This window comes from Clostridium aestuarii, from assembly GCF_026735135.1.
Lineage (GTDB): Bacteria > Bacillota > Clostridia > Clostridiales > Clostridiaceae > Clostridium_H > Clostridium_H aestuarii.
On sequence record NZ_JAPQER010000007.1, the window covers coordinates 93,985 to 118,617 of the forward strand.

Here is a 24,633-nt window from a genome sequence, read left to right on the forward strand (position 1 = left end):
TTCTTTTTGTATTACATACTTGTAATACATTCTGTAGAGATATATGACAAACTAAATAATCAAATTTTAGATATAACAAAATAGGTGTAATTTATAACTACACCTATAACTACATCTCACATTTACTTTAGTTCTAACCTAAATTTTTAACTGCACCAAATCCTCTTGAAACTGATTTCCCTAAACCTAAATAATTGGGGATTTTGAAATTTATAATAAAATACCCTTTAAACCCAAGCATATCTTTATTTTTAAATTTTACATTGCAAGATCTCAACTCTAAATAGACATTTATTTTTTCTTCAACTGTGTAGCCCATACTCTTAGACATAGATAATATATTGCCTATTAAAATTCTTTTAAGCAACTCCTTCTTTTCTTCATCATTTGATTTTATATATATTTTAAAATTTTTGTCATTTAAACACATCCAAGGTGAATCAAATTCATATTTTAATAACGTATTAGAAATACCATACTCAGCCTTTTCATATTTTATTCTTTTTTCAAAAATATCTATAATCTTATTTTCAATATTTATATTGTCTACTTCATTTTCTATTTTCTTTAATACATTTACACCTTCATTAAGAGCTACTATACAAGGGATACCTTCAATAGATTTATACTGTATTACTGGATATCTATATATAGTTTTATTTCCTTTATGATTATGAAGTTCATCATACTCTGGATAATTACTAGCAATAAAACCTCTTACTTTAGGTATATCCCTTTTAGCTATTTCTACATTTTCAAAAGATAATCTCATAACTTCTAACTTCATAATTTCCTCCTATAAGATCACATCATTTTCTTCCATTTTATATCCTGTTTCTCTATCATAACTTCCATTTAATGCTTCATAAGATACATATGCTATACCCATTTCTTCACTTTCTTTTACTTTTGTCTTAAATATATTTACCACATTATCATAAAAATCTTTCTTTATAGTATTAAATCTTTCTTTTCTTAATAACACATCTTTTTCATTCATAATCTCTTTATATTTATTCCAAATAGCTTTAGCATAATCATCTGTTTCTATAAACACAGATATTTTATTTTGAACATCAATTAACTTAAAATTATTAGCTACATCTTTAAATTTTAATTCATTAATGAATTTAATCAATTTCTTTGAATCATCTTCAGTCATATCCTTTTTTACTTTTTCAAAATACTGCTTATTCATATTTAAATACTCTTCTTCATATATTACATCTTTGTCTTCTAATACTTCCTTTGTTTTTGTAATTAAGTAATTATCATATATAAAACTATTGTACTCAGTTCCTTTTTCATTAGTTAAATTATATAAATACACATCTCCTAAATATTCTCCTCTATTTTCTCTGTTACACCTTCCCGAACTTTGATTTATAGAGTCTATTGTAGCCATATCCCTTACCACTATATCCATATCTATATCTACTCCAGCTTCTATAAGCTGAGTACTCACAACTAACTTTCTTCTTTTGTTTTTATTAAGTTTCGTGATTTTATCTTTAAGATTTGCTTTTACTTTTGTTTTTAATTTTAATATACTTGTATAAGTAAATTTATCTAATTGAATATTTCCGATTTTTATTTGTCTAATTCTATTTCTTCGTTCCTTTGGTATAATCCCTGTGGATAGAAAGTATTCATCAGTATTTTCTAAATCCATATCTTTTATAAATTTATAAGTACTTTGTGCTAATTTTACAGTGTTTAGTATGAGCAAGATATCCTTATCTTTCTTCTCTAATATCATTTTTTCCATTTCAACGAGAAAATCACTATACATTATTTTATCTAAATTTATATGTAATTTTGTTCTTTTGAATTTATCAAAATACTTTTTAGGTTGGCTTATCAATTCTGTTATCTCATCTTCTTTAAAAATAAGTGGCTGGGTTGCAGTAATAAATATAAAATATATATTTAATGTTTCTGCCATAACTTTAAATAATTTATTAATAATGAGCCAATATTTAAACGGTATAGATTGCACTTCATCCAATAGTACAATAGAGTTAGATATATTATTGTATTTTACTAATTGACTATTTTTATCAGAAAATACAGTATTAAAAAACTGCATAAAGGTAGTTACCACAATCTGTGAATTCCAATTCTCAATTAAAAATTTTGCCTTATTATCATTATAATTTTGAGCTTCACTAACATACTTTATATCACTTAAATGATGATGTTTTAAGATTCTATCATTCGTAACCTTATCTTTTCCCATAACCTTTTCTATAATTTCACTATAAACTTCATAATTTTGATCTATTACAGATGTAAAAGGCAAACAATATATTATTTTCATATCCTTTTTCAGTTTTTCTTTTAACTTTAATGCTGCTGATATAGCCATTAACGTTTTACCTGTTCCTGTTGGAGCTGTAATTGACATTATTCTATTATTACTTTCTTTTATTCCATCTTCCACGTCTTTACTAATTTCATTTCTTATATCTCCTAGTTCAGAGTTTTTACCTTTAAATTTTATAGTTTTATATTTATCTACAACATTACAAGGGATATCATATTTTATTCCATTAGATTTATGAAATATAGCATCTTCTTTATCAGAAAAAATAAGACATGAGTATAAAAACTTATATATTATGTATTTGTCTAAATCATTATTTTCTTGTATTTCATTCAATTGTTCAAACGCTTCATATACAATATCTTCTATACCATTTAACAATACTTTTTCATCTATATACTCTAATCCTAATTTTTCAAGAATGTATTTTATTTCTTCTTTTTCTAATTCATTTAACTGTTTTTTTATTTGTTTTTTAACATTTTTAGCTTTAACTGAATCAATAGTATATTCAACATCCATATTTTCTAAATTACCATGATGTCTTTTTACTATAGTAAAAGCCATTAAAGCTAATTCTTCATCAAAACCCTTTAACATATGGTAAGTATAAAGTGCAGAAAGCAAACCGTGACTTCTTAACTTTTCATTCACATCGCTTTTTTTATAAGTAATCATTTGATGTAAATACTTTTGAAAATATTTTGTACCTTTTCCAAGGTCATGAGTATATCCCATGACCTTAGAAACATACATTAACTTCTCTTTTTCATATGAAAAGTTAACACTTTTATTTTTTATAATTTTATAGCATCTATCTCCTACATTTTTAATATGAGTTATAAGAGGTATATTTTCATGTGAAAAAAGCTTATAAGAATACAATATTTTCACCTTCTTTAAGATTATAAAAACTATTTATAATACATTTTATAGGCTTACAATTTCTTTCATATATTACCTTTTTGTATTCTATAACTTCTCTATCCTCATTCATTTCATTAGGCACTGTATCTTTAAAATACTCTCTATCTACTTCAAATTCTATCAACATATCTTCATTAAATGGAATTACTGAATCTATATACACATAATCCTTTGAATGTTCTTCTTTAACTTCTAATTCATCGATATATTTAAAGTTAGCTATATATTCACTAAGCCCTAAACACAGAGTATAATAACTCTTATGATTTTTTAAAAGCTCTTTCATTTTTTTATATAAATTTTCATCTTTATGAGTAAAATATATTCTATATCCACAGTCTTTTAACACGTCAAAAGTTACCTGTGTTCTATTTTGAATTTTACTCATCATTTTAGCTGTTTTAGTATCTATAAGATTATAGGAAATTCTTGATTTTTTAACTGGTTTTATAAGCTTTATCGCAATATTGGCTTTATCTTTTGTAAAATATTTTAAATACTCATTTTTGTCTATTCCAAGTATTGCAGCTATCATTCCAGCTACAGCAGTACGTGGTGGAAAAGAAAAAGTAAGTGGAGATGATGTTGTATAAAATTTTCTATAATGTGCAAAATCACCCCACACATCAAATACTAAACATTTCATATTAATCATCCTTTTATTTTTAATTCTACTGGATTTAATTTTTTTACAGCTTCATTAATTTTTATTTCTTTTCCTTCCAATACAAAATTCACATTATCATCAATTATATATTCAATACTTAATATTTTTTCTTTGTTTTTAGTTAATGTTGAAACTAATTTATTGATATTTAATTTAAAACCCTCTAAATCTCTAATATCTTCTTCATCATTAAGCTCTGTTTCTAATTTAATACCTTTTATTAAATCACCTATATGGAAACTATCTTCTTTGTAATTTACTTTTATAAGAACTCTAGGCATTTGACCAACTTTACTTCTTGATATTAAATTTTTAGTTCCATTCCAAATTCCTTCTAATAATAAAGCTATATCTTCATCTTTAAGATTAGTTTTTTCTGCTGCATGTTCATTTATAATTCCTTGAAAACCTATTAAACTATAAGGAAGAATATATTCCTCTCTAAAAGTTTTATTATCTTTACCTTCGCCTGAAGCAAAAGCTCCTGTTCCTTTTATTCTTTTTAAAGCTACTTTATGTAGTGAACGTCCTACATTAAATTGAACTGGACCTGTAAATGTTGCTGAACTCTTATCTTTTTTTGAAAATTCAAGAGGTATAGTTGCTCCAAACAATCTTACATCTATACAATCATTTAATACTTTTTCTATAACTTCCTCTTTATTTTCACCAAAATCTTTAGCTCTTGATTTAGCATCCTGTACATTACCTTTATCATTTCTTATTTCTCTTACAAAAATTTCTTTTCCACAATATTCATGAAAATAATCTCTTATAGTTCTTTTAAGTCTTACATCTGTAACAAAATTTATTCCTGTTTCCTCATCAATTCTTGGTTTATTAGAATCCAATGGATCTCCATTAGGATTATTATCCTTTATATCATATAAAAATATTAACTCTGATCTATTCATATATATCACTTGGCTGTAAAATCTAACTACAGCCTACCCCTTTCTTTTTTTATTTTATTAATTTAATTCATTTTCATCTTTACTTTTAGTTATAACAAAGTTTTTGTCCATATTCATTCCCATACTAAAAAACATTGGAATATCTAAATCAGATAAATTACTCAAACCATTAGAAGCTACAATATATTCTGAAATAATATTAAATATTTCATCATAATACGCACTATCATATTCTGATAATTTATTTTGTATTTCAGGAATTAGCCTTTTTATATCCTTTTTATTAAGTTTAAGACCTTTTAATCGTGGTATAAATGGCTTTCTCTGTTCTTTTACAAATTGTATATTCAGTAATTTTTTAGCTACATAACCTGTTAAAAATACTGCTTTTTTAGAATTAGTATCAAAAAATGGATTAGCTTCTTTAAAGAATGCGTTAAAAACCTCTTTTTTAGAAGAATAATCTTCAATATTCCAAATAGTATTCTCTATTGACATTTCTATGTCCTCCTTTCTGTTTTTAAATAAATTTAGGTATTCAATAAAATATATAAATCCAAATACTCTAAAGGTTGCTGTATTATAACTATCTTTTTCCTTTGATCTTTCATCTTTTTCAAATCTTTTAAAAGCTTCAATTATATATTCATTGAAAAATCTCATAAGAAACTTATAATCTAGTTTATTGTTAGATATAATCTTATCTATTGTTTCTAAAAAATATCTATTGTAATTATCTCTAGTAAAAATATTATTTAATAATTGAAAACTTACTTTTTTATTTTCAAAAAATTCCATATTTCTTATTTCATCTAATGATGAAAAAATCTTTTTAAACCTTGATGGTGCCACCTCTTCAATATTGAGCAATATATTAAGTGCAGAATTATTTTTTTCAATAAACATTAAATCATAGCTTATATTATTTTGCTGTTTTGCTAAAAATCTAAAGGTATTTTCTTCTACACCTGCATATTTATTTCTTACATCTTTTACATCTTCACTATTTAAATTTTTATAATTTTTTAATACTTTAGGTAAATCTTTTTCAAATATAGGTTTAGGAATAAGATAATACTTTCTTCCATAGAAAGTAAAAGTTAAATTATCATCTAAATACCTTTTACCACTTTCCAATTTCACAGCACATTCTTTGCATACAGGATAATTTCTCCATGCTTTTTCATAATCAAACCCACCAGATATATAGCCTTGCTTATCTATAGTGTAAAAAGGGAATATACCAACTAAACCAAATATATCTTCTTTTTTCTGTCTACATAAACTACATACTGCCTTATCCTTGTACACTTCTTTTTTATAAGTTTCACTATAATGAAATTTTTTAAGAGCATCATCAATTATTTTTTTATTAAATACTTTAAAGTCACCTATATACTTTTTACCTTTAGATGTTTCAAGTGCAACAGTTATAAATATTCCTTCTTTTTTAGGAATGTTTTCACACTGATTTTTTAAATCCTGTAATATAGTTTCTTTATTATCATTTAATACATCTTTTATACAAACCAAAATTTGTTTTTCATCATTGAAATTTTCATCACAAAATTTAATTGCTTCTGGAAAAGCCTTTAAAATTTTATTATTAAATGTTTTTTCTATATCTGTAACTTTTGCTGTTGGAGTTATATCTGTACCTCTTGACGAACCTGATCTATAAAGATACTTTAATTTATTCTTATCATCATATTGAATTAAATTGATACCTTTATATATAAATTTATCCTTTGATTCATCTAAAATAATTTCTAACCCATTATTATATCTACCATTTCCAGATACATCTTGTATAAAAACTTCTAATAAATTATCTGTATTGGTAGTTACTTCTCCTATTTTCTTTACAATTTCCACCTTATCACCTCCATTTTTAATTGTAACGATATTAAAATCTTTTACCATTATATTAATACTTTATCTATATTTTGTAAATAGTAATTTAAATTTACAAAATATATTTTTGTAATAACAGGCTATTGTATAGTTTTATAACATATAAAAAGGAACCATTACTGGTTCCTTTTAAACTGCCTAGACATTTCACCCTGCAGTTTTTGATAGTAGAAACATAATTTCTCCATCATTATATATATTGACAAATATACTTAAAATATTCTCAAAAAATAAAAAAATCTCGCCCAGACATTTCGCCCTGCGAGGTTTGATGGGTAAGAGATTACCTCTGCCATCAAACTAATTATAATGGATAAGCTTATTTTAGTCAAGTATTATCAATTAAAATTCCTATCTAAAAAGGATAATCTTTTATAATTTTGTATTTTCCTATATTATCAGTGCAAAATATTTTTGATGAAATATATTCTATAGGATATATGGGTTCAAATCCAGGGATATTTATAGAGGTTAATGACTGAATTAGTTTGTCTACTTCTTTTTCAGAATCTTTTTTTTCATTAATCATAATATCTTTGTAAAATTCTTTCCACATATCTCTAGCTGCATATAATGCTATAAAGTCAATTATTTCACTTCCAGCATGTGAAACTATTTCATAACCACAACCTGTAGAACAGTTAGTGCATGCAGCAACTTCCTGTTTAGATATAAATTTTAGATTATCAAACAATTCCTTAATAGATTTACTGTTAAAATGTTTAGTACCATCAACTATACAGTGACTGAAAGCATTTCTTAAATCATTATGAAATCCAAGTTCTGCATCTCCATCATATCTTATTTTAGATTTATACCACCTTACTTCAGGATTATTTCTTTTACCATTAGTTACTTTTCTTCTCTTTTCTATATCAGTAATTGTAAGGTAACTAAGATAAAAAGCCATTCTGTCTAAATGTTCTTTAAATAACTGGTACATTAAACTATTTATTTCTACAAATTTCGGCAGCATATAATTTTTTCCTTCAGTAAAAATTCCTGTTGCTTGTATTACAAAATCATTATCTTTTATTATACCTAATACATCTATATAAAAATTATATAATACGCTATAATTAATATCTCCCTTAGAATTTATAAAAATATTTTTTAGGTTTTCATCTACACCTTTAGGATCTTTTAATAACTTTTTTATATCAGTAAAATGAAGATATATTCCTTGACCAACATTATATTTTTCTCTCAGCTCTTTCCAAGAGTTTTCTAATCCATTTATGTAAATATTTTTTAATGCTGAAATACTTACTATTGATTTGAATTTCTTATTTCTAATATTATCATAAGCATTAACTTCATCTAAATAACTTATACAAATACGTTTTTCACGTTCTTCTATATCGTTTTTCATATTACATTCTCCCCTTGATATACATTAAAATTATAGATTTATTATTCTTTAATTGTTACGATGTAGTGTCATTTTAATACTAATACTATAATTTGTCAATAATAATAGTTTTGAGTATCCCCACTTTTTATGCTATAATACCTCTGTACACAAAAACAAGTATTGAAACATTGTTACGATTTATTTAATAACTCCATTAAAACAAGGATTAAATTTATTAGATTAAAAAAACCTGCTTTATTTGCAGGTTTTCTATCTTTCACATATATTTTGGTAACAACAATCTATACATCTAGCTTTATATTTAGTAGATTTAGGATAATATCCACTAACTACTTTCTTGTACTGCTCTAAAGCTTTTCGTGTTTCTTTTTTAGTTTTATCATCAAATACAATTTCTTTAATCAGATTTTTGCTTCTAGCATAAACCAAGAACATCTTATTAACTTTGCAATTAAACTGCTCTTCTATAATCAATGAATATAATGCCATTTGAGTTTTATAAGTCAAAAATTCTTTTTCTTTATATTCAGCATATTTAAAATCAACTGGTGCATAGCTACCATCTTTCAATTTATAAATTTCATCTACAATTCCCTTTAATCCTAAAGTTTTAGATATTAAATACACATTTTTATTCTTTAAAATTCCACCTATTTTTTGTCTTATATAATCCTGTCTGCTTTTATTCTCATGGACTTTCCTTCCTTTTATTACTTTATACCTTTTTTCTTCAAATTGTCTTATACTTAAACATTTCATAAAATAAGTAAACCGAGGACAATACATAAATTCTATAATTTCAGAAGGAGTTACATAGATTTCATTTTCATTATATAAACTTTGAGTTAACGACATCTGCAATCAGCTCCTTATCAAAACCTTGACCTATTAATGCTGTATCATCTAAATATTTCTTTTCTGAAGGAAATATATACACAGAATCTGTATTTTCATTTATCATATCTTCCATTATAATCGTAAGTTCATCCCTCTGATTTTTATTTAATGTTCCTAAGAACACACTTTTCTGCACTCTATATAATCCTTTATCTTTACACGCTTTAACTGCTCTATTTCTAATTTTGTTTTCACTTATATCATATAAAACCCAAACAAGCATTAAGCACCAACTTCCTGCAATATCCTGTTAGCAATATTATGGCAATCATATTGAACTATGTTGTTAAGCTCTATGTTTCTTCCTCTATATTTAATTCTTTGTGAAAATTTATCATTAACAGCTGATATAAGTAGTTGTTTTCCTTCTTTATTCAGCCACAAGCCGCCTTCTATTTCCTGGAACATATCTTTTTTAACCTGTCTTTTGCTGAAAAGTTTAAACACTATTTCATCCATGTATGCCCTATATATTTCAATAATATCAAAAACCATTGCTGTTTTATTGTAATTATCAGTATGCATAATTCCTACATAAGGATCAAGTCCAGATATAATACAAGCGTTTTCCACATTAGAATATAGAATTCCATAAGCATAATTAAGCATGCAGTTGAACATATCTTTGGCTGGATTTTTACTTCTTCCTTCAAACGCATATTGTGTAGGTACTAATTTACCTAATGTACTAAAATATACTCTTCCAGCACTACCTTCATATCCTTCTATTGAATTTCTAACCTTATTTATAGGTGATTCTTTTACATCTAATATAGAATCTTTTTCTTTCGTTATAGTATTTATTGATTTTTGTATAAGTTCTACTTTCTCATCGCTTCTATTTAATTTTAGCTTTTCTAAATGCTGTATTTGATTATTCAATTTTTCAGTAATCCACTCTTTTGCTAACTGTGTCCCTAATGGTATATCTGTAAGTCTTAATTGACATCTTCTAATAGTGGATATACTGCCAAGCTTAGAATGCCAAACTCTTGCAAAAGGTTGTCCATTATGCTCTAAGAAAACCACATCTATATTATTTTCTACAGCTAATTTTAAAGCATCTGTAGTAATTAACGCTGATGTTGTTAATAATATTTGTTCTACCTTTTTACTGGAATACTCTTGCTTTTTATCTCCAATTTTAATCAAAAACCTTTCATTTACTCTGCTTATATATGCACCATGTGTATTAATTATAAGTTTCACTTTAAGCCACCTCTATTCTAAAATGTTATATTTGTATTATTGACTTTAATTCTATTTATAAACATAAAATTCTCAAAATAAAAAAGCCTAGAGAAATATCTAGACTTTTAGTCTGAATCCTTGTTTTAATGGAATATGCACTTAAACGCGCTGGTATTATTAGTGTTAGGAACTAATATCAGTTGTTTCAATCCTTGTTTTAATGGAATATGCACTTAAACTGTAAAGATACAGCCAAGGAAATAAGAAAACATTGTTTCAATCCTTGTTTTAATGGAATATGCACTTAAACAAATGCAAAGGATATAAATTGGAAAAACTTTAAAACGTTTCAATCCTTGTTTTAATGGAATATGCACTTAAACATAGCGGGAAAACTGGATATATCTATTGCATAATATGTTTCAATCCTTGTTTTAATGGAATATGCACTTAAACCTCGTGAGTTTGAAGTATTTTGTGCTAATTTACTAGAGTTTCAATCCTTGTTTTAATGGAATATGCACTTAAATACATCAATTAGAACAATATAGCAGCAACGCAACAGAGTTTCAATCCTTGTTTTAATGGAAGTTGCACTTAAATATGAGCCTAAAAATGTTAGAATTGTAGCATTTAAACAGTTTCAATCCTTGTTTTAATGGAAGTTGCACTTAAATTAAATTTCTGTGAGTCCTTTTATCTTTAATCTCTTGGTTTCAATCCTTGTTTTAATGGAAGTTGCACTTAAATAGAAACTATACACCGGAAGAAGTCGCAGAAATTTGTTTCAATCCTTGTTTTAATGGAAGTTGCACTTAAATCATTTAAACGATAGTGTTACTGCGTTAGATATATTGTGTTTCAATCCTTGTTTTAATGGAAGTTGCACTTAAATTAAATTTCTGTGAGTCCTTTTATCTTTAATCTCTTGGTTTCAATCCTTGTTTTAATGGAAGTTGCACTTAAATCAGTAGTCTCAAAATCTAATGCTATAAAAGTTTCGGTTTCAATCCTTGTTTTAATGGAAGTTGCACTTAAATAGGGCGTATCCTTACTCCATTTGTATTTAAAGACAATGTTTCAATCCTTGTTTTAATGGAAGTTGCACTTAAATCAAAACTATTAAAAAAAAACATTTTCGACAAAAAAGTTTCAATCCTTGTTTTAATGGAAGTTGCACTTAAATCCTTACTTCTTAACAAATCCTTATAAATCAATGCTTTGAGCTTGTTTTAAGACGAGCTTAAAACCCAGCTTTTTTGATAGAAAATACCCTGTTGGACAAGGTTTTTCTGTCCCTTTTACATACTGACAAGCCTTTACAAAGATAGTTTCATCAATAGATTTCATAAATAGGGGTTGTCCTGCTTCAAAAGTTTCATATAATTTATTATAACTGTTTTTTCAATATATGTAAATTTGAAATTAATACAAAAAATAAATTTAACACAAAAAAACAAACAGAACTGCTGGACCAGCAGCTTTATTTGTTTGAGTTGAAATTTAATTTAAAAGCTTATTCTTGATGTCTACTATTCTCTCATAAGATAATTCTGTAATTTCTATAATATCTTCTATACTGTCCCCTCTTTTTAACATGTTTACTGCGATTTTTTCTATTCCTTTCTCTATTCCTATTTTTTCTCTTTCTTCAAGTCCTTTAATTATAGTATCGCCTAAATTACTAATCATATCATCACCCTCTTTTTCTGATATTTGTATTAATACTTTAGCTATATCTTCTTTATTTTCATCTTCAAGTCTTTTCTTTAATATATTTAGTATCCATCCTTTGAATACTTTTTCTTGCTCCTTTGATGCCTTGCTTTTTATAAATTTTCCTACTAGTTTTAATCTGTTAACTAGTTCTTCTATCTCTACCTTCTGATCTAATAAAAATACTGAACTAATAACATTAGCTATATCTATAAGCTCATTTTTATCCATTCTATTTACATCAAACAGTAAGTATCTAAAATCTACAACATTATCTTCAAAGAGTTCATGTCCACTGAGTATCTCTTTAAAATTTCTAACTGCTGTCCAGTTATTTTTACCATTATATAACACTATAGGAATTATTGCTGGTAATTTATATTCTTTCTTTTTCTTTAAGTTATTTTCAGTATTATTAAGTTCATCTCTCCATATTTCAGTCATGTACATTAGCAACCTTATAGGCATCCTAAAATCCACCTTGGACTGTAATTCTAAAAGTACATAGAAAATTATGTCCCGCCCTTCAATATTAGCTTTGTAAATGAGATCTGCTTCTTCTTCTTTAAAATCTTCTAATATGAATTCTTTATCTATTAGAACAATATTATCTTCATTAATTACATCTACCCAATCTTTTTTTACAAAACTTCTCATAAATTCAATGAAGTTTTTCTTGTTTGATAGTATGCTTTTATAGCCTAAATCATGTTCATTGTTGATTTCATCTCCCATTTACAAACACCTTCTCTCTAATTTAATTATATCATAATTCCTTTTATAAATATTCAAAATAATTAAAACACAAAAAACAAATAAAACAGCTAAACTAGCAACTATGGTTGCATTATTATTAACTGTTTTTGCTCTCAAATTCCGCTTTCTCTGATTTATGTTTCAATCCTTGTTTTAATGGAATATGCTCTTAAACCAGATGATTATCAAAATTCTGCTTTAAAGATACAAAAGTTTCAATCCTTGTTTTAATGGAATATGCTCTTAAACCACGTACTTATAAAACCCTAAATAGAAGAATCCAGTTTCAATCCTTGTTTTAATGGAATATGCTCTTAAACTCTTGTTTCTTAACAAATCCTTATAAATCAATACTTTTAGCTTGTTTTAAGACGAGCTTAAAATCAATATTTTTGGGTGGAAATCACCCTGTTGGACAATGTTTTTCTGTCCCTTTTACATACTGACAAGCCTTTACAAAGATAGTTTCATCAATGGTTTTTGTAACTAAAGGTTGTCCTACTGTAAAAATTCTATATAATTTATTATAACTGTTTTTTCATATATGTAAATTGAAGCTTAAACTTTTATATCCTTTTTCTAATCTTTTCAATAGTTCTTTCTGGTAATGGTGTTTGTAATGATACATTTATGTTATCAGAAGAAATATTTATTACTTTAGTTAGTTCTTTAAAAAATATTCTATTAAACACTGAGCTTTTAATTTCTAAAAGTGATATTTTAGTATTCTTTATCCCTGTTTGGTTAATACAAAAACTCTCGTTTTGAAGATTTTCCCTAAATGGTTTAAATAATATCATTTTTTCATCGATATGTAGAACACCAAATGTAGGTCCATTAAATTTTTTACAATTACAAATAATTGTTAATGCATTATCATGTTTTAAGGTTTTATTATAAATTTCTTGAATTGATTTTTCTGTTTCCTTTCCAAGAAAATTAGGGAATATAAAAAATGCAAAAGGATTTATTATAAGTATAAGTACTATATTAATTACAATATCTTCTTTTCCCTTTGTTAAATATGTAGTAATAATACAAAGAATTGCTGTAATCAAAAACTGTTTAATACGTAAACTAGTAAAATATTTTTTAACAAAAAAATCAATGTTTTCTTTCTCTATAGTGTCCATTCTTTAGTTCCTCCAACTCTACAGTAAGTACATTAGATAAGTATTCTATTTGATACTGAATATTTCCTCTAAACTGTTAAATAAAATTATACTATAGTGAATATTTAATACATGTAAATAGTGTGAATAAGATTTAATTTAAGTATATAAAATAATGGTTTATTATTACATAGTATAAAAACAGTATAAATACAGTATAAAAACAATAATATAGTATAATTATAGTGTTGTTGTTACATTTTGCTTAAGCCGCTTATACCAATGGATAGCGAAGCGTTTTTTCTACAGGGTACGAGAAAACTTCTACAGGGTACGAGAAAACTTCTGTGAGGTACGAGAAATGATTTCTACAGGGTACGAGAAAATTTCTGTGAGGTACGAGAAAACTTCTACAGGGTACGAGAAAAATTTTAGATATTGATTAGGTTATTTTCTATGAAGTACGAGAAATTTATGATATATTAGTATTATATATTTTATAATAAGGAAGATAAAAAAATGAATGATAATAATAGTGTAGAAAAGAAAAAAATCATACAACATAATACAAGTATTATAGATATTAATATCATTGAAGCACCTTTGTTTATTTCTAGTAAAAAAGAAGTTATTAATATAGGTAAATTAGAAGAAAATTATAATATTAGTAGTGGGGTAAAAAGAGCAATAGAAATTCTAAAAGAAGATTTAGAAAAGTCTCCAACTCCAATAGATTACCGCAATTATCCTTCAGTATATAGAAATTGGGTGGATAGTAGAGGAAAAAACAGAGAATTATTTGTAATACATTCAATTCCTGATATGACAACTATGGATGTGTGGAATGGGTTGATAGGTCTATATATACAAAAGATAGCACCTATTTGTTATGATGAATCTACTAATATGTATGATATTCCTAATGATGAAATGGAATTCACATTATATGAGTTAGCCAAATTTATGAATAAGTCTACAGGTGGTAAAAGTTTAGAAAGATTAATAAAGGAAATATATAAATTAAAATATGCAACTTATCATAGTTTAGGTGAAGGTGTTATCTTTAACAAAAAAAATGATAAATATTTAAGGTCAAAAGGTAAAGGATTTAATTTAATATTAGATTGTGAGTTTGAAAGTGAAAAACGTGTAAAAGGCGAAATTGTAAGAGCTAAGTGCAAAGTTCAGTTTAATAGGGTAATTATAGATAATATTAGATATGAATATATAAAATATATAAATCCTAAAGAATATTTCTCCTTACCATCTAGAGGATTAGCAAGAAGATTATATTCTTATGTTAAAGGTAATTTATATTTCTCTAATAAGCAGCCAGTAAGATATATTAAAAGAAGTCTAAATGTTTTGAAAAACAAAATTCCAATTTATGAAAAACATCCTTCAAAAATCAAAGAAAGATTGATTAGTGGATTAAAATATCTTAAAGCATTTGGGGTTATATCCGATTATTTTTTTGGTGATGAAGTTCTAATTAATAATATTAAGGAACGTTGTATATATATTATTTTTGAAGGTTCTAAAGAAGAAATTGTAGACAGATTGTCTATGAAGTATAAACAAATAGCAATATCCATAGATGATTATGAAGATGATGCTAAATTTAGATTATACATACCTAAGGATATAAGGCAAGAATTGATAAGTCTAGGTGCAAGTGAAGATTTTACGAATAAAATAGTAAAAGAAAAAGACAAATGGGAGATAATTAAGTATATTTTATGGTTAGAAGAGGAAAAGACTAAAAGAAAAATATCTAACCCAGCAGGATTATTAAATTTTGCCCTTACAACTGATAATGTAAAGCTGGAACTTACACATAAGCATATAGTAGATTATGTAGAAAACGAGAAATCAAATGCCAAAACAAGTAAGATGGATTTACAGCAGCAAATTGAAAATGCTTATATCAAGTATGTTGATAAGGAGATAAGGGAATTTAAAAAGGATAATGTTGGTGCATATGAATTAGTGTATGAAAATTTGTTAGCAGTACTGAATAATGATGTAGAAAAGAAAATTTCAGAATTTAAATTGTTGTTATCAGATGGTAGTATAAATGAGCAAGATAAATTGTCTTTAGAAAAACAAAAACAAGAGTGGCTAGCTTTTGAGAAAAGCCAAGATAAAAGTAAGTTGTTTAAAAAGAAATTACAAAATAACATCTCACAAATGCTGGTGTTAAAAGGATTTGAAGATTTTAAAAATGAACAGATGACTTTAGCTTGTGGAGAGTAGATACTTCTATATATAGGTATTAACGATAATTTATTAAGTTTAAATTATAATAAAAATTACAAGGAGTTATTTATGAAAAAAATTACATTGGTTTTTCCAACAAAAGAATATGAGAAACAAATATTGGATTATAAAAATGAATTTGAAATAAATGGTGATAGTATGGATGGTACTGCTGGATTACAAAAAGCTAGAAGTTTTAATGAATGGTTTTCTATGCTTATAGATAATTCAAAAGAAGAAACGGTGAGAACTGGATTTGTTCCATCATCTACATATTTAGCAATAAGACTTTGTGATAAGAGAGTAATTGGAATGATAGACATTCGTCATAGACTAAATGACTATTTACTTCAATTTGGCGGGAATATTGGATACAGTGTAAGAAAATCTGAACGTAGAAAAGCATATGCAAAGGAAATGCTTTGTTTGGCTTTGGAAAAATGCAAAGATATAAATATAGAAAAAGTACTTGTTACTTGTGATAAAGAAAATATTGCATCATCAAAAACGATTATACATAATGGTGGTGTGTTGGAAAATGAAGTTTCAGAGGGAGAACGAATTACTCAAAGATATTGGATTTCTTTGTACTAAAGATTATGGTGTTTTAATAAGATTGCCATAATTTTTCAACACTTATAACATATTAATACCATATAATCATAGTAGCATAGGTTCACCTTCTTTTAGGTGGACCTTTTTGTTTTTTAATCAACAATTTGTGGATTAATTATGATATAATTGGTTAAATAAGTAATGATTATGTTATTATTAAATCTAAATATATTAATTGATAGGAGAATGATACCATGAATAAGCAAGATGAAAAAAAAGAACAAGAAAAAGAAGCTTCTGGTTTAGTGCTAGAAAAACTATTGCAATCTAGATCAATCATTATTTCTGGAGAGATAAATCAAGCTTTAGCTGAAAAAATAACTAAACAGCTTTTAATTCTACAAGAAATGGGAGATGAACCAATAAAGTTATTTCTTAATAGTCAAGGGGGTCATGTTGAAGCTGGTGATACAATTCATGACATGATTAAATTTGTTAAACCACGTGTTATTGTAATTGGTACTGGTTGGGTTGCAAGTGCCGGTATCACAATCTACCTTGCTGTTGACAAACAAGATAGATATTCTTTACCAAACACAAGATATATGATACATCAACCATTAGGTGGATTCAATGGTCCAGCTACAGATATCGGTATTGAAGCAGAAGAAATATTGAGAGTACGTAAGAGAATTAATAGCATCATTAGTGAAGCTACTGGTCAACCGTTAGAAAAAGTAGAAAAAGATACAGATAGAAATTATTGGTTAAATGCTTATGAAGCAATTGATTATGGTATAGTAAATAAAGTTATTTCAAAGTATGAGGAACTAACTAATCTATAATTTCAATTATATTGATTATAAGAAGTTAGGAATTTTAAAGTTAAAATTCTTAACTTCTTTTTGTTTAGTTAGATGTAGGCTTGGCGTATAGATAGTACCTATCTAATAGGGTGTTTTTATATAACTAATGTGGTTTAATATGGTATAATTTGATAAGTATTGTTAAAATATTTTGCAGTCTTAATATTGGCAAAAGGGGAATTATTATATGAAAAATAGATATTTTATTCCATTTATTACATTTTTCATTTTAATTTTAATAATAAGTAGAGTAAGAAAAATAAAAAGAGAAGATAAAGCCATTGCAATAGCTTTAAGAGAGTGTGATGGCGCAATGCTTTTTCTTGGTGGTATTGGAATATTATTGCTTAGGGTTTGAAGCACATAGTCCTATAATAAAAAAAGTGTTTAGATATGATGAGATTAAGGTAATTAAAATGAAAATAAGTGTTCATGATAAAGAAAAGGTTGAAGGATTTTTAAAAGAGTTAATATATAATAGTAGAATATAGCGTATTTAATTCAAGTAAAAGGTTGGAGGATAAACTAATGAGCAGGAGTATAATACTTTATATTGCAACAAGTTTGGATGGATATATTGCAAGAGAGAATGGAGCCGTTGATTGGTTAAGTGGTAATGGTGATAATCCTAATGTTGATAATGGATATACTAATTTTTATAATACAATAGATACTGTTGTAATGGGCAGAACTACATATGAACAGGTTATTAATGAATTATCTCCTGATAATTGGGTTTATGAAGGCAAAAAGTGCTATGTGGCAACCACAAGAAAATGTGAAATGGATAAGAGAGCAGAGTTCATATCAGAAGATATTGCTGGATTTATTAAAAAACTAAAAAAACAACAGGGTAAGGATATTTGGCTTATTGGCGGTGGAAAGTTAATTGATCAATTTATTAAGCAAGACCTTATAGATAAGTACATTGTAACAATAATACCAACTATTTTAGGTGATGGAATTCCGCTTTTTTTAAAGGAAAATCCAGAAATCAAACTTAGACTTGTTGAAACTAAAACGATTGATGGTATGGTTGAACTTAGCTATATTAGAAGATAATTCATTATAAATGGGGATGTAGGTTGATTTGTGTAAAAACAAATTTACCTATATCTTTTTGTTTAATTAGATATATGTTCAGCGTATAGATAGTATCTAACTATTAATATGTTTTTATGTAACTAATAAGGTTTAATATGGTATAATTGGACATATATTATTATACAATTTAAAGAGATTACGAATTATCAGGAGGAGATTTAAAATGGGAGTTGCATCAGGATTTTCAATAATTATAATGTTAATATATTTTGCATTCATAGGTATTGGTATATATGCATTCATATTATTTGTTAAACTTGCTCACCGAGGAATAAAAGCACTTGATATTTATATAGACAAGAATAGTAAAGATATAAGTTATAAGGGATAAGTTATAAGTGATAAGTGGTAAGTGACAAGTGATGAGTTATAAGTTATAAGGGATTTATATTAGATAGATATTATGAAAGAAAAAATTATTGTCCAATATGTGGCTGATTTTAATTTTCAAATAATTTATTGATATGAATATAAGAGTAAAAGAGTAAATATTCTTTTGAATAAACAAATAAAAGATTAAATTAATAATCGAATAAATGAGTAAAATAAACATATAATTTCTATTATTAAATAAGACTGTTTTGCTACATATCAGCTCCTATAACTGCGGGAGGTTTTATTATACTAAAAATAAGTTTAAAATGATTAAGGGATCAGGCACCCTACAAAAACTGGAACAGTTTTTGTTTACGTTATATATAAATAGAAAAGAGCTAGTACTAATTAAAATGTACAGCTCTTTTACTATTGATTTTGTATAATAATTATGTATTATTTTTTAATATCCATAATTCTTCATTTTGTTGTCGTAATCTACAACTTAAATTTTTTGTTATTCTCATAGCTATTGTTGGTAATAATTCAAATATCTTTTTAAAATTACGTCTATTTATTATAAAAAGCATACATTCTGTTGTTGTTTTTGCAGTGGCACATCTAGGCATGGTTTCTAATAAAGACATTTCGCCTATAACATCTCCGCTGGTCAATTTACCTAAAGATAAATAATTATTACAATTTCCCATATATAATTCAATTTCTCCTGAAATAATAACATACATTTCTATGCCTAAAGTACCTTGTTTGAATATATAAGTATCTTCAGGGTATTCTCTTAATTCACCGATAGTTTTCATTTTTTCAATATCAAGCATAGTTAACTTCATAATAACACTCCTATATTTATAATTAAAAATTAAATTTTGTTATCTTTTAAGGGGTAAATTTAAAAATAAAATCAAAGGATAAATTTGTCTCTAAAAATAGTTTAATCTAAATTTCTACAAATTTCAACAAAAAAACAATATATAATAGGAATTATAAGCAAAGTAATTGATAGTGTAGAATGAGTATATTATTGATATAACCTAAGATTTTATATTTTTTATTTGTCATTTAAAGAAAGTATGTTTCAATATGATAAAATGATATATAATAAAATTGTAAAATAATGTGCATCAAAAATTATTTGTATAACAGAAAAATGAGGGAAATAAATATGAATATAATAACAGTTACAAGTGAAAATTTAGAAGAAGAACATATATGCTGTGCTATTACAAACAATAAAGATTGTCAGGTTGCATCAAAAAAAGCGTGGCTAGCAGAACGTTTTAGTGATGGACTTGTTTTCAAAAAAGGTAATGTTAGAGGCAAATGTTTCATTGAGTATATACCCGCTGAAAAAGCATGGTGCCCAATTAATGCAGAGGGATATATGTATATTGATTGCCTGTGGGTTTCTGGAAAATTCAAAGGGCAAGGCAATGCTACTTTACTTTTAGATGATTGTATCAAAGATAGTAAAGAAAAAGGTAAAAAAGGACTTGTTATATTGTCATCCAAAAAGAAAAGACCATATCTTGCTGACCCTAAGTTTTTAAAACACAAGGGGTTTAAGGTGATTGATACAGCTAAACCTTATTATGAGCTTATGTATCTTCCATTTGAGGGAAATGTGTTATATCCTAAATTTAAGGATACAGTAAGAAATCCTGCAATTAGTGAAGGTGGATTTGTTTTGTATTACGCACACCAATGTCCATTTACCGTAAAGTATGTACCTATTATTGAAGCAATTGCAAAAGATAAAGGAATTAAATTTAAGACAATTCGGTTTGAAACCACAGAACAGGCACAAAACGCTCCTGCTCCTTTCACATCATATAGTTTGTTTTATGATGGAGAATTTGTAACGAATGATATCCTTTCTGATAAGAAATTTGAAAAAATAATAACCGAAAAAGGATTATCTACACCTGCAAGATAAATATAATTTTTAGAGAGGAAAACTATGAAATCCAAAATCTCATTATTTATTTTAACTGGGTTTATTATTGCGTGTTTTTAAGGCTATTTTTTCAACTAATTTGTAATTTATATTAAGAATGATTTAAAAGTTTTAAATTGTTTTATTTATAATTTGTATGTAGGGAGTTGGGTTCAATGTATTTTAATTTAATAGAAAAAGAAAATTGGAGTAGAAGGCCATATTTTGACCATTATATGAATAATGTTAGATGTACATACAGCATTACAGCTAATATCGATATTACAGAGTTGCTTATTCAACTAAAAAAAAATAATATAAAATTATATCCTGCTTTAATCTATATGGCTGCAAAAGTAATAAATAGACATGAAGAATTTCGTACTTGTTTTGATGAAGATGGTAATCTTGGTTATTGGGAAAATATGAACCCATGTTTTACCGTTTTTCATAAGGATGATGAAACATTTACTAATATTTGGACAATGTATTCAGATGATTTCGGTATATTTTATCGTAATTATATTGATGATATGAAAAAATATAGTGATATAAAAAAGATTTCTGCAAAAGAAAATGAACCTAAAAACACATTTCCTATTTCTTGCACTCCTTGGGTAAGCTTTACAGGATTTAACCTAAATATTTATGCAGATGGAACATATCTTTTACCGATCATTACATATGGTAAATATTTTGAGCAAGATGGAAAACTATTATTACCACTTTCTTTACAGGTTCACCACGCTGTTTGTGATGGATACCATACAAGCAGATTTTTCACTGAATTGCAAACACTATCTCAAAGTTGTGATGAATGGTTATTAAGCAAATAAGCATAATTAAGGAAGTAGTTAAGACACAACATCAAAAAATTATAAAATAAATATAATCATATTAAATATTTATTTGAAATATTGAAATATTGAAATTTTAGAAAATACAAAGTAAAATATAAACATACGAAGCAACATATATTTACAAATTTACATATTAAAAGAAATATATAGGTATTTAAATTGAAATTTCTTTTAAAACTAGGTGGGCTTTTTGTGTATGCAAAACAATTAAATACAGATGATTATATAAAAGATATTGTGAGAAATCTTAATACAAAATATGTGGAAATTACAGCAGATAATTGTGCAGTAGGACAAGCTGTAAGTTACTTAAAAACCTTACACAGTAGTGATGATGGATATATAACTATAGCTGTTAAAAGAGAAAATGTTTGGCATCAGTATCACTATAAAGAAGATGAAATTGAAAAGAACATAGGAAAATTATTGAGTATAGAGGATATAAATCTGTATGTTTCACCAAACAGTTTTTATAAGCCTTTTAGAAGAATAGAAAATGTTAGGAAGTTAAATTCTTTATACATAGATTTAGATTATTATAATTTAGAAGTTTATAAAGACCTTACAAAGGATCAGATAATATGGCAGCTGGAGCAGGATTATTTAGGACATAAGGTTCCTGAAGCTAGTTTTATAGTTATAACTGGACGAGGAATTGCGATTTATTGGCTTATAGAGCCAGTTCCATATAAGGCACTTCCTTTATGGAATGCAGTTCAAAAGTATTTTTTAAAGCAGCTAAAAGAAATAGGAGCTGATTCAAAGTCAATAGATGCAGCTAGGGTAATGAGATTATCAGGATCTACAAATCAAAAGAATGGACATGCTGTAAAGTTTTTAATTTGTGGTCAAGATAGATATAATTTAAGGGAAATACAGAAAGAGTATCTTCCAACGCTTACTCCTTATGTTAAGAATCCTGTTTTTAAAAGAAGAGGAAGACAAGCTAAAGTTGTTAAGCTGTTTACAGTATACAAACTTCACTATGCTAGGCTTATGGATATTGTGAAGCTTCAGGAATTAAGAAACGGCTATTGTAGAAATGAAAATGGTGAATTGATTAAAACAGGACAAAGAGAGTTTATGTGTTTTTTATATAGATATTGGGAATGTTGTTTTACAAATGATTTAAATAAGGCTGTAAAAGACACTTTAGACTTTAATAAGGGGTTCATATCACCTTTAAGTGAAAATGAAGTTATAAGCCAAACTAGAGCAGCGGAAAATGCATATAAAGAATGGAGGCTGAATGATTTTAATATTACAAAGAAAAAAGATGGTTCTGATGAAATAGAAATTGATGAAGAATTAAAGAAAAAAGCTAATAAGGTTAGAAAGAATCGTAAGGGTTATGCTCTTTTAGGATACAATTATACCAATGAAACCCTAATAAAGCAGCTCTGCATTACGGAAGATGAGATGAAAGAGCTTAAGACGATTATTAGTAAAAAAGAGGTTAAAATAAGAACTAATATGAGAACCAATGAATATAACAAAGCTAAATTTAAAAATCAAAGAAGAGATGAAAAAGGATTTACAAAGAGAGAGCAATCGAAATTGGAGAATATGAAGGTTATTAGAGGTTTAAAGGGTAAAGGATTAACTCAAAGGGAAATAGCTAAGGAAGTAGGGGTAAGTACAAGAACAGTTAAAGTCTATTATAAAGAATTCAATAAACAAATTATGTAATAAATGTAAAAAATATAGGTGAAGTGAAACATTCACTATTATATTATGTGGGCTTTAGCCTGAGGGTTTTTAGGTAAACAATTAATATATTTTGATAGAAAGGAGTATATAGTGATGAAAAAAAGCCACTTTTTAAAATATTTAGTATCTTAAGTTTAGTTGGAATAATAATTTGTGGAATTGAATCATTCAAGAGAAAATAGGTGGGTTGGTGTTAGGCATAATAACATTACTTAGAAGTTAATAAACTTCCAAGTAATGTTTGCTTTTGATTTGAATTTTTATAACATAACTACTAATTTTCAACGTTTGAATTTAATTTTAGTTCTTTTGATTTTTCTACTGGTTGATTATACCTTAAGAATAAAAATATACCAAACAAAATAATGCTAGAACCAATGAGTTGTTGAGTGGTAACTACTTCTCCAAGAATAAAGTATGCGAGTATACATGTTCCAATGGGTTCCCCTAAAATGCTCATTGAAATCGTTGAAGTATTTAGCCATTTAATTAGCCAGTTTAAAATTGTCTGTCCCAATATTGTTGAAATAAATGCTAAACCCAAAAAACACATCCAATCCGATGATGGATATCCGGTTAGGGGATATCCAAGAATAAGTGAATATCCTAGTAAGAATAAGGCACTTGTGGAATAGGCGATTAAGGCATATGTAATAAGAGACAAAACTTTTCTTAGATATTGACCAATAAAAAAATAAACCGTTATTGTTACAGCACCTAGCAAAGCAAGCATATCACCAAATAATGCTTGACCACCAATTTTAAAATCACCCCATCCAATTATAAAGCTGCCAACTAGCGCTAGGATTCCTCCACCAATTGCAAATCCTTTTAACTTTTCTCCAAATAAAAAATATCCTCCAATAAATGCAAATAACGGTTGAAGAGTAACAAATACCGTTGAACTTGCTACAGAAGTAAAATGCAAAGATTCAAACCAAAGTCCATAATGAAAAGCAAGAAAAGCTCCAGAAAGACTACCTAAGAGCCATTGTTTTCTCGTTAAATTTTGTATTTCTTGAAAAGTTCCTTTCTGAAGAAACAACATAGGTAATAAAAGAAAAGTAGAAAACATCATACGATAAGTAGCTATAATTGGTGCAGGTGCACTTGAAAGCTTTACAAATATAGCAGATGTTGAAAGAGCAAAAACTCCAATAAATAAGAATAAATAAAGTGAAAAACTTCGTGTATTGTTCATAATAGTCCTCCTAG

The 24,633-nt window shown here is 26.6% G+C and carries 23 protein-coding genes and 1 CRISPR repeat array; of the genes, 9 read left to right on the forward strand and 14 right to left on the reverse strand.

The window, feature by feature from the left end; translation table 11 throughout:
* Window positions 1–133: 133 nt before the first annotated feature.
* The 12 genes from OW763_RS14185 to OW763_RS14240 all read right to left on the reverse strand — a co-directional run bounded on the left by OW763_RS14185 (window position 134) and on the right by OW763_RS14240 (window position 13,816).
* Window positions 134–787: a CRISPR-associated endonuclease Cas6 gene (locus OW763_RS14185; RefSeq protein WP_268041833.1), complete on the reverse strand. Its 654-nt coding sequence runs from the start codon at window positions 785–787 to the stop codon at window positions 134–136.
* Between the two features lie 9 nt (window positions 788–796).
* On the reverse strand, window positions 797–3,211 hold the full coding sequence (cas3, locus tag OW763_RS14190; RefSeq protein WP_268041835.1) for a CRISPR-associated helicase Cas3': 2,415 nt from the start codon (window positions 3,209–3,211) through the stop codon (window positions 797–799).
* Window positions 3,198–3,899, reverse strand: coding sequence for a type I-B CRISPR-associated protein Cas5b (gene cas5b, locus OW763_RS14195; protein WP_268041837.1), 702 nt, complete (start codon window positions 3,897–3,899; stop codon window positions 3,198–3,200). The genes cas3 and cas5b overlap by 14 nt, the downstream gene beginning before the upstream one ends.
* 5 nt (window positions 3,900–3,904) lie before the next feature.
* Complete coding sequence (gene cas7b, locus OW763_RS14200; RefSeq protein WP_268041839.1) at window positions 3,905–4,834, reverse strand: type I-B CRISPR-associated protein Cas7/Csh2; 930 nt, start codon at window positions 4,832–4,834, stop codon at window positions 3,905–3,907.
* Window positions 4,835–4,891: 57 nt separating this feature from the next.
* Window positions 4,892–6,709: a TIGR02556 family CRISPR-associated protein gene (locus OW763_RS14205; protein WP_268041841.1), complete on the reverse strand. Its 1,818-nt coding sequence runs from the start codon at window positions 6,707–6,709 to the stop codon at window positions 4,892–4,894.
* Between the two features lie 394 nt (window positions 6,710–7,103).
* The gene (locus OW763_RS14210) at window positions 7,104–8,120 is read right to left on the reverse strand and encodes a hypothetical protein (protein ID WP_268041843.1); all 1,017 of its coding nucleotides are present in this window, start codon (window positions 8,118–8,120) and stop codon (window positions 7,104–7,106) included.
* Window positions 8,121–8,372: 252 nt separating this feature from the next.
* On the reverse strand, window positions 8,373–8,978 hold the full coding sequence (cas4, locus tag OW763_RS14215) for a CRISPR-associated protein Cas4 (RefSeq protein ID WP_268041845.1): 606 nt from the start codon (window positions 8,976–8,978) through the stop codon (window positions 8,373–8,375).
* Complete coding sequence (cas2, locus tag OW763_RS14220) at window positions 8,953–9,243, reverse strand: CRISPR-associated endonuclease Cas2 (RefSeq protein WP_268041847.1); 291 nt, start codon at window positions 9,241–9,243, stop codon at window positions 8,953–8,955. The genes cas4 and cas2 overlap by 26 nt, the downstream gene beginning before the upstream one ends.
* Complete coding sequence (gene cas1, locus OW763_RS14225; RefSeq protein WP_268041849.1) at window positions 9,243–10,229, reverse strand: CRISPR-associated endonuclease Cas1; 987 nt, start codon at window positions 10,227–10,229, stop codon at window positions 9,243–9,245. The genes cas2 and cas1 overlap by 1 nt, the downstream gene beginning before the upstream one ends.
* A 110-nt stretch (window positions 10,230–10,339) precedes the next feature.
* Window positions 10,340–11,397: direct repeats of the CRISPR family, unit length 37 nt; unit sequence GTTTCAATCCTTGTTTTAATGGAAGTTGCACTTAAAT.
* Between the two features lie 20 nt (window positions 11,398–11,417).
* Window positions 11,418–11,561, reverse strand: coding sequence for a hypothetical protein (locus OW763_RS14230; RefSeq protein WP_268041851.1), 144 nt, complete (start codon window positions 11,559–11,561; stop codon window positions 11,418–11,420).
* A gap of 153 nt (window positions 11,562–11,714) precedes the next feature.
* The gene (locus OW763_RS14235; RefSeq protein ID WP_268041853.1) at window positions 11,715–12,662 is read right to left on the reverse strand and encodes an Rpn family recombination-promoting nuclease/putative transposase; all 948 of its coding nucleotides are present in this window, start codon (window positions 12,660–12,662) and stop codon (window positions 11,715–11,717) included.
* 587 nt (window positions 12,663–13,249) lie between these two features.
* The gene (locus OW763_RS14240; protein WP_268041855.1) at window positions 13,250–13,816 is read right to left on the reverse strand and encodes a hypothetical protein; all 567 of its coding nucleotides are present in this window, start codon (window positions 13,814–13,816) and stop codon (window positions 13,250–13,252) included.
* A 498-nt stretch (window positions 13,817–14,314) separates the two neighbouring features.
* On the opposite strand from OW763_RS14240, the gene OW763_RS14245 reads away from it, so the two are divergent.
* The 6 genes from OW763_RS14245 to OW763_RS14270 all read left to right on the forward strand — a co-directional run bounded on the left by OW763_RS14245 (window position 14,315) and on the right by OW763_RS14270 (window position 18,910).
* The gene (locus tag OW763_RS14245) at window positions 14,315–16,051 is read left to right on the forward strand and encodes a replication initiator protein A (protein WP_268041857.1); all 1,737 of its coding nucleotides are present in this window, start codon (window positions 14,315–14,317) and stop codon (window positions 16,049–16,051) included.
* A gap of 72 nt (window positions 16,052–16,123) precedes the next feature.
* Entirely contained in the window at window positions 16,124–16,648 is a 525-nt protein-coding gene (locus OW763_RS14250) for a GNAT family N-acetyltransferase (protein ID WP_268041859.1), read from the forward strand.
* A gap of 215 nt (window positions 16,649–16,863) precedes the next feature.
* Entirely contained in the window at window positions 16,864–17,454 is a 591-nt protein-coding gene (locus tag OW763_RS14255) for an ATP-dependent Clp protease proteolytic subunit (RefSeq protein WP_268041861.1), read from the forward strand.
* Between the two features lie 208 nt (window positions 17,455–17,662).
* On the forward strand, window positions 17,663–17,833 hold the full coding sequence (locus OW763_RS14260; protein WP_268041863.1) for a hypothetical protein: 171 nt from the start codon (window positions 17,663–17,665) through the stop codon (window positions 17,831–17,833).
* Window positions 17,834–18,003: 170 nt separating this feature from the next.
* Window positions 18,004–18,537 carry a dihydrofolate reductase family protein gene (locus OW763_RS14265; RefSeq protein ID WP_268041864.1) on the forward strand — a complete coding sequence of 178 codons (534 nt, stop codon included), beginning with the start codon at window positions 18,004–18,006 and terminating at the stop codon, window positions 18,535–18,537.
* Window positions 18,538–18,742: 205 nt separating this feature from the next.
* The gene (locus tag OW763_RS14270; protein ID WP_268041865.1) at window positions 18,743–18,910 is read left to right on the forward strand and encodes a hypothetical protein; all 168 of its coding nucleotides are present in this window, start codon (window positions 18,743–18,745) and stop codon (window positions 18,908–18,910) included.
* A 433-nt stretch (window positions 18,911–19,343) separates the two neighbouring features.
* Here OW763_RS14270 and OW763_RS14275 read toward each other — a convergent pair whose 3' ends face one another.
* A complete protein-coding gene (locus OW763_RS14275) occupies window positions 19,344–19,745 on the reverse strand; it encodes a cyclic nucleotide-binding domain-containing protein (protein ID WP_268041867.1) in 402 nt (133 codons plus the stop codon).
* 332 nt (window positions 19,746–20,077) lie between these two features.
* On the opposite strand from OW763_RS14275, the gene OW763_RS14280 reads away from it, so the two are divergent.
* The 3 genes from OW763_RS14280 (at window position 20,078) to OW763_RS14290 (ending at window position 23,397) form a co-directional block, all read left to right on the forward strand.
* A complete protein-coding gene (locus OW763_RS14280) occupies window positions 20,078–20,848 on the forward strand; it encodes a GNAT family N-acetyltransferase (protein ID WP_268041869.1) in 771 nt (256 codons plus the stop codon).
* 176 nt (window positions 20,849–21,024) lie between these two features.
* Window positions 21,025–21,684 (forward strand): type A chloramphenicol O-acetyltransferase, encoded by a 660-nt coding sequence (catA, locus tag OW763_RS14285; RefSeq protein ID WP_268041871.1) that lies wholly within the window; start codon window positions 21,025–21,027, stop codon window positions 21,682–21,684.
* A 216-nt stretch (window positions 21,685–21,900) separates the two neighbouring features.
* Window positions 21,901–23,397, forward strand: coding sequence for a DNA-binding response regulator (locus OW763_RS14290; RefSeq protein WP_268041873.1), 1,497 nt, complete (start codon window positions 21,901–21,903; stop codon window positions 23,395–23,397).
* A gap of 295 nt (window positions 23,398–23,692) precedes the next feature.
* Here the strand turns inward: OW763_RS14290 and OW763_RS14295 are convergent, their stop codons facing one another.
* Window positions 23,693–24,619: a DMT family transporter gene (locus OW763_RS14295; RefSeq protein WP_268041875.1), complete on the reverse strand. Its 927-nt coding sequence runs from the start codon at window positions 24,617–24,619 to the stop codon at window positions 23,693–23,695.
* Between the last annotated feature and the right edge of the window lie 14 nt (window positions 24,620–24,633).

Bases quoted from the DNA above. Each gene is read 5' to 3' on its own strand.
- OW763_RS14230 (WP_268041851.1), bottom strand. From the start codon at position 11,561: ATGAAATCTATTGATGAAACTATCTTTGTAAAGGCTTGTCAGTATGTA.
- OW763_RS14295 (WP_268041875.1), bottom strand. From the start codon at position 24,619: ATGAACAATACACGAAGTTTTTCACTTTATTTATTCTTATTTATTGGA.
- OW763_RS14280 (WP_268041869.1), top strand. From the start codon at position 20,078: ATGAATATAATAACAGTTACAAGTGAAAATTTAGAAGAAGAACATATA.
- OW763_RS14250 (WP_268041859.1), top strand. From the start codon at position 16,124: ATGAAAAAAATTACATTGGTTTTTCCAACAAAAGAATATGAGAAACAA.
- cas5b (WP_268041837.1), bottom strand. From the start codon at position 3,899: ATGAAATGTTTAGTATTTGATGTGTGGGGTGATTTTGCACATTATAGA.
- OW763_RS14255 (WP_268041861.1), top strand. From the start codon at position 16,864: ATGAATAAGCAAGATGAAAAAAAAGAACAAGAAAAAGAAGCTTCTGGT.
- OW763_RS14240 (WP_268041855.1), bottom strand. From the start codon at position 13,816: ATGGACACTATAGAGAAAGAAAACATTGATTTTTTTGTTAAAAAATAT.
- cas4 (WP_268041845.1), bottom strand. From the start codon at position 8,978: ATGTCGTTAACTCAAAGTTTATATAATGAAAATGAAATCTATGTAACT.
- OW763_RS14260 (WP_268041863.1), top strand. From the start codon at position 17,663: ATGAAAAATAGATATTTTATTCCATTTATTACATTTTTCATTTTAATT.
- OW763_RS14210 (WP_268041843.1), bottom strand. From the start codon at position 8,120: ATGAAAAACGATATAGAAGAACGTGAAAAACGTATTTGTATAAGTTAT.
- OW763_RS14270 (WP_268041865.1), top strand. From the start codon at position 18,743: ATGGGAGTTGCATCAGGATTTTCAATAATTATAATGTTAATATATTTT.
- OW763_RS14235 (WP_268041853.1), bottom strand. From the start codon at position 12,662: ATGGGAGATGAAATCAACAATGAACATGATTTAGGCTATAAAAGCATA.
- OW763_RS14245 (WP_268041857.1), top strand. From the start codon at position 14,315: ATGAATGATAATAATAGTGTAGAAAAGAAAAAAATCATACAACATAAT.
- cas7b (WP_268041839.1), bottom strand. From the start codon at position 4,834: ATGAATAGATCAGAGTTAATATTTTTATATGATATAAAGGATAATAAT.
- OW763_RS14275 (WP_268041867.1), bottom strand. From the start codon at position 19,745: ATGAAGTTAACTATGCTTGATATTGAAAAAATGAAAACTATCGGTGAA.
- cas2 (WP_268041847.1), bottom strand. From the start codon at position 9,243: ATGCTTGTTTGGGTTTTATATGATATAAGTGAAAACAAAATTAGAAAT.
- catA (WP_268041871.1), top strand. From the start codon at position 21,025: ATGTATTTTAATTTAATAGAAAAAGAAAATTGGAGTAGAAGGCCATAT.
- OW763_RS14185 (WP_268041833.1), bottom strand. From the start codon at position 787: ATGAAGTTAGAAGTTATGAGATTATCTTTTGAAAATGTAGAAATAGCT.
- OW763_RS14265 (WP_268041864.1), top strand. From the start codon at position 18,004: ATGAGCAGGAGTATAATACTTTATATTGCAACAAGTTTGGATGGATAT.